Origin of the sequence: Prevotella jejuni (assembly GCF_900187995.1) — a bacterium.
GTDB lineage: Bacteria > Bacteroidota > Bacteroidia > Bacteroidales > Bacteroidaceae > Prevotella > Prevotella jejuni.
The window spans coordinates 1-5,648 of the sequence record NZ_FZNZ01000069.1 but is presented as its reverse complement, the minus strand read 5'-3'; the positions used below and the strand labels follow the sequence as shown (position 1 = coordinate 5,648).

The 5,648-nt window shown below is 37.2% G+C and carries 8 protein-coding genes; 1 reads left to right on the top strand and 7 read right to left on the bottom strand.

Translation table 11 applies throughout. From position 1 onward, the window contains the following. Positions 1–208 precede the first annotated feature (208 nt). From CHB62_RS14155 to CHB62_RS14125, 7 genes are all read right to left on the bottom strand, one after another. On the bottom strand, positions 209–775 hold the full coding sequence (locus CHB62_RS14155) for a DUF6707 family protein (RefSeq protein WP_089367338.1): 567 nt from the start codon (positions 773–775) through the stop codon (positions 209–211). A gap of 5 nt (positions 776–780) precedes the next feature. Then, entirely contained in the window at positions 781–1,599 is an 819-nt protein-coding gene (locus CHB62_RS15445) for a polymorphic toxin-type HINT domain-containing protein (protein WP_089367337.1), read from the bottom strand. Between the two features lie 132 nt (positions 1,600–1,731). After that, the gene (gene comJ, locus CHB62_RS14145; RefSeq protein WP_089367336.1) at positions 1,732–2,277 is read right to left on the bottom strand and encodes a competence protein ComJ; all 546 of its coding nucleotides are present in this window, start codon (positions 2,275–2,277) and stop codon (positions 1,732–1,734) included. A 2-nt stretch (positions 2,278–2,279) separates the two neighbouring features. Then, complete coding sequence (locus CHB62_RS14140) at positions 2,280–2,633, bottom strand: NucA/NucB deoxyribonuclease domain-containing protein (RefSeq protein ID WP_167386062.1); 354 nt, start codon at positions 2,631–2,633, stop codon at positions 2,280–2,282. 352 nt (positions 2,634–2,985) lie between these two features. Beyond that, the gene (locus tag CHB62_RS14135; protein WP_089367334.1) at positions 2,986–3,312 is read right to left on the bottom strand and encodes a hypothetical protein; all 327 of its coding nucleotides are present in this window, start codon (positions 3,310–3,312) and stop codon (positions 2,986–2,988) included. Beyond that, on the bottom strand, positions 3,309–3,998 hold the full coding sequence (locus CHB62_RS14130) for a HEAT repeat domain-containing protein (RefSeq protein ID WP_089367333.1): 690 nt from the start codon (positions 3,996–3,998) through the stop codon (positions 3,309–3,311). Before CHB62_RS14130 ends, CHB62_RS14135 begins: the two co-directional genes overlap by 4 nt. A 13-nt stretch (positions 3,999–4,011) precedes the next feature. Next, entirely contained in the window at positions 4,012–5,295 is a 1,284-nt protein-coding gene (locus CHB62_RS14125) for a Hint domain-containing protein (protein WP_176414885.1), read from the bottom strand. Between CHB62_RS14125 and CHB62_RS15020 the strand changes: the two genes are divergently transcribed. Continuing rightward, on the top strand, positions 5,267–5,575 hold the full coding sequence (locus tag CHB62_RS15020; RefSeq protein WP_176414884.1) for a hypothetical protein: 309 nt from the start codon (positions 5,267–5,269) through the stop codon (positions 5,573–5,575). The two genes, CHB62_RS14125 and CHB62_RS15020, sit on opposite strands and share 29 nt — an antisense overlap. Positions 5,576–5,648: the final 73 nt, after the last annotated feature.

Genomic DNA, 5,648 nt, shown 5'->3' with positions numbered 1-5,648 from the left:
GTAGTTAGAATAGAGTACGTCGTACTCCTTGCCACCTAATTCCAATGTTGCTCTAAATGAACTCATGATAGATAATTTTAAAGTAGTTAGAAAAATAAGAAAACGAGGTCATCTTAATTTCCCTCACGTATGAGAAACAAAAAAAGAGAAAACCCCTAACAACGTTTTGAAGTCTCCTCTGCGAGTTGATTATAGAACTAAAGGTTTGTTAATAAGAATCAATAACTTGTGTTACTTTATCCTCTATTAAAGAAATCTTTGAAGATAACTCTTCATTAGTAATATCACTCTCGTTAAAGGTTTTTAAAAAAATAAGTTCACTAAAATATGGAATAACTTTCAAAAAGTCTATAGTTTTATCTTCTACAGAAAAAGGGAAAACTCTCTTCTTTAGTAAGAAGCCTGTCGTTCTCCTTAGGAAGATTTTCCTGTTAATTTTTCTAACAGCATCATCTTTAAAATAATCAAAAGTTGATTCTAATCTGTGTCTCATTTGATCGTTTTTATAGTGATCTATATGTATTTGCAAAAGGATTCCTCCTTCTACCCAAGTCCATTTATCATAGTCTCCTTTAAATTCTTCTTTTATCAATTCTTTCAAGAATTTTATTGTTAGTGTGTCTTTTTTGCTGAAATAACAACAATAGGCTGCATACATCAGATATTCTAACCTATCGTCAGTATCTGACTTTGTATAATCCCAATTTTTGAATATTTCTTTAAAAGGCATACGATAAAGAAATTCTGAACTAACGTCATTGAATAAATTTTCCATAATTTTTAATCAGCTATTATTATTTTAACAATTGTACCGTCTGGATATTCTTTTAAAGCATTTCCAATTGCACTGCCAGCACCTCTATTATCAGATGGATTTATATATCTAATATCAGCCCCTTTGCCACCTTCACTAAACATTGCCATCGGCCATTCATCTCTATCAAATCCTGGTTTGGTTGGCACACCAGATAGAGACTCAGCCCTATTACTTGCAGCCATTTTCCTATCAATGGTAACAAACTGTTCATGACCTTTATTTATGGCATCCTCTATATGAGAACACGTTTCTGGATAGTCAGATTTACTTATAGTAACCTCAACATCATGAGTAACTTCATCAACAACTTTTACAGAAGCTTTATTTTTATACCCATTATGCACCAGCACTCCCTCTTCCGTGACATAATAGTTCTCATTGTCTTCTATCTCCAGATTATAGACCTCTACAAAGGTAGGGAAAATAATCTTATTCTCAATGACAACAATAGAATTATCTTTCAGTTGAAGAGTGTCATTAACATTTAGTTCCTCAATCGGTGTCCATTCGCCATTGCAGAAGAAACGGTGCTCTGGTGTTACCTCAAGTGTCGTACCGTTTGAAAGTTCCAAGGCACACATACGTCGTGTCATACGACGCATGACCTTCTTTACCTTTTTGTACTCCTGCTCACTAGTTTCCTCAGTGTAGGTTAAAATAGGTACGCCAACTTCTAGCTTCTCTATATCTGCCAGTCCCCACAGCGTTTGTACTTTGGTTCCAGCAGGTAAACAGACAGTTGTTGCACCCTTGGCCGCAAAGACGTCAAGGATGAGCGACATACCGCTTGATTGTATTTTCTCTCAAACAGCCTTGTTTTCATCTGAAGGTGTTTGATAAAATAAACTATAGTTAATACTAACAATCTCAATTATATTTTGCTTTATGAAAGAGTATCAAGAACCATAAAAGTTTTACAATGAAAACTGAGTATTCCAGCCATATGGATCATCTTTCAAAACTTTAAATACAGGGTATGGTTCTTTTTTAAATATAAATCTATAATAGACTTCATCTTCTTCAGTATCATCCGTTGGCTTACCTATACAGATCTCAAACAACATACTATAACTACCTTCTTCAAAGCGATATGATTGTAATGTATTCAAAGGGAAATAAATTCCTTTATTCTGTTGTTCTTCTATACTTATTGCTAGATTCTTATATAATTTTACAGACTCAGACACAGTATTGATACTGAGGTCTGTCTCATTAGTTACCTCAAAAGGAATAATAGCTGACCTAATAGATGTTTCACTGGGTAATAACTCTTCAGTCATATCAATAAGAAACCAACAGCCAAAGGTGTCATCGACTAAAGGGTCAAGGACAATATAATTCTTATTCCAAATTATCCCTTTATCAAGACTATCTTCATTCCATTTTTGTATATCCTCATTAAAGGGAACAGAACGAATTATAATTTGGTTATGAGAAACTAAGATGTTTTCTTTAATCATAGTTATCTATTTTTTATTATTACTTTTACTTTTGTACCATTAGGATAATCTATCAGAGCATTTCCAATGGCACTACCAGCACCTCGGTTATCAGATGCGCTAATATGTCTAATGTCAGCATTTGTTCCTCCTTCTTTAAACATAGCCATAGGCCATTCATCCCTGTCAAGTTTAGGTCTAGTTTTAATTCCTCGCAATGAATTAGCTCTATTCTGTTTAGCTTTATCTCTTGCAATTGTTACGATGTCAGGTTTGCCTGATACTATAGCATCTTCAATATGTTGACCTGTTTCCGGGTAATCTGACTTGCTAATAGTAACTTCTACTTTGTGTGTATCAGCATCTACCTCTTTCACCGTGGCTTTGTTATTGCACCCATTATGCACCAACACTCCCTCTTCTGTGACATAATAGTTTTCATTGTCCTCAACTCCAGATTATAGACCTCTACAAAGGTAGGGAAAATAATCTTATTCTCAATGACAACGATAGAATTATCTTTTAGTTGTAGGGTGTCATTAACATTTAGTTCCTCAATCGGTGTCCATTCGCCATTGCCGAAGAAGCGATAAAGGTAATTTATATAACCAACCTAAACAGAGTTCCAACCTTGAATGATTACTAAGCTTTGGTTACACCATTACAAAGGCTTGATTATCGTATTATCAACGCCTGGTAATGGTGCAGGAACTGATTTATCTCAAGTCGTTACCATTTCCTTAGAGTAAATTGTGATGGAATCCTCCACGAATCTGTATAGTAGTTTCTGATAATATCTACACAATCCTGGTACTCACATTCTTTCATATATGAGCCTCTTTCTGCCATGACTGGTATGTCTACCAGCCAAATATCTTCTCTTAGGTATGCAAACTGGATAATATCATTGTCAGACTTTTTTAATCCCAAAAAGCTGTTTTCTGCTTCTGACAAGTCATAAAATTTATCAAGCACTGAATTCAATGGTGCTTCTATGGCATCACTCGATGCAACGCCAATGTTCAACTCACTGTCATTCCAAAACATTTTTATCATAAGTCTATACGTTTTAATATCTTGCACTTTGCCTTTGTAATATCGCCTGAAACCTCACCAGAGTACGAATCCTCCTTAAGACCATATTTAGTTCTTGTGAGATCCTGAAGGACTACTATCATAATTGCAAGAGCTTTATAGTCTGTTTCTTCTGGTAGTTTTGTATAGATAAATTCTACTATCTTGTCTTTTGTTTCCTTGTGTCTAAAGAAAATCTGACGCATGGCAGAGACTGTAAAGCCCCTTAAAAGGCTGACTTTTTCAAAAGGATAATGTTCTTTTAGAATGTCAATAGTATCCGTGTCGCCTAACCAGCCACATACAATGATTGCCTTGTATCTTACTTCGTAGTCTTCATTTTTAAGGAAAGGGATAATATTGGATAAATACTTTTTATCATGTGACAGTCCTATCAGATGGATAATGTTGGATTTTATAAGATTGTCTGGCTCATTGCTTAGTTTTCTCAATAAGAAAGACACACCATTCTTTCCCCTTTTTAAGAAGCCCTTACCTAAGATTCTTTTCAAATCACTGTTGTCAGATTCGTTAAAGTAAGCATAATGAAGTTCCATACCTGATTCTGAATGATCCTGTAACAAGATATTCAGAAAATCATTGTGCACTTTAAAACTATCAGTTTTTGAAGCTTTTTCATAATCTGATGAAATCTCTTTATAATTCATAATCAAATCAATGCTATTTTATAATTTTAGGTTTATTTGCAGGACCGAATTGGTGATATTGGTCACCACATATTTTATGCCTTGCTCTATGGACATCTTTCGGCTGCGTTTTCATATTCTCTGCAACATCAATTTCAGCTTTAGCTTCATGTGTGCTTCTTGTATAAAGTGGCTCTTCATGAGAAACCTCATAGTTTTCGGGTACTTTTTTACCATTATTTTCCTTAATAAATTCACGGGCTTCATCAGATAAATCTGCATGGGGATCATCTGCATCTCTTAATAACGCTTTTTGTCTTTCGGACATATTTCTTTGATATTCTTCACCTATTTTTGTCTTTTTTACAGCAGAGGGGTCATTGGCAAAAGTTCCATCACTATTTCTCAGTTTTCCGTTACTATCCCTGAAAGTTCCAGGTGGATCTTCTGTTTTATTTGCAGCATCATTACATCCATTATGCACCAGCACTCCCTCTTCTGTGACATAATAGTTTTCATTGTCCTCAATCTCCAGATTATAGACCTCTACAAAGGTAGGGAAAATAATCTTATTCTCAATGACAACGATGGAATTATCTTTCAGTTGCAGGGTGTCATTAACATTTAGTTCCTCAATCGGTGTCCATTCGCCATTGCTGAAGAAGCGGTGTTCAGGTGTTACCTCAAGTATCGTACCGTTTGAAAGTTCCAAGGCGCACATACGTCGTGTCATACGACGCATGACCTTCTTTACCTTCTTGTATTCCTGCTCATCTGTTTCCTCATTGTAGGTTAAAACAGGTACGCCAACTTCCAGTTTTTCTATATCAGCCAGTCCCCACTGTGTATGCACCTTCGTACCAGCAGGGAAACAGACAGTTGTCGCACCCTTGGCTGCAAAGACATCAAGGATGAGCGACATACCGCTTGCCTTGACTTTTTCCCAAGTGCTCATTTCGTCATCTGTCCAGATGTCATAATGAGCCTTGAATTCACCATAAAGACCAAATCCTTTCATGAAACGACAGAACATGCCTCCCTGCTTCCAACCCGTGAACTGCTGAACGAGGTTCTTCTTAGCAGTATTGAGAAAACTCTTGCCGAACGTGCGGGCAAAGGTTGTTGCAGCCTGTCCCGCTGACGAGGCACCTGCTGCTGCCGTACCTGCTTCAGCCACCATAGAGGCACCACCTCGTCCGACAAGGAAACCAAAGGCAAAGTTAGATATATGACCGAGATTTGTTATAGTCTGTGTGCCCCAGGCTTCCCAAAAAGTTTCTTGTGCTGTGATGATTCCACCTTCTGCTGGGCAGGTCATCTGGGAAGTTAATGTCAGCAGAGGAGCACCGTTTAATTTGGAACGCTGTGATGTCGTGGTAGGAAGCCAGGAACGTGTTGCTGCAGCACTCGCACATTTGCAGCCGGCAAAAATCAATGCACCCACAACAACGGCAGCAATGATAGCTGCGGTTACCCAACCTGGACCAGGCACACACATACAGGCTCCGACTGCAAAGGTTGCAACACCTGCTACAGCACCGGCTCCAAAGGCAACTGCCCCTGCACAAACAAAATTGGTTCTTCCGTTAAATGGATAGATATCTCTGATTAGTTATATATAAAAAGCTAGTATTATGTATCTTTGTAGTGACCAAACTTCAAGAACATGAA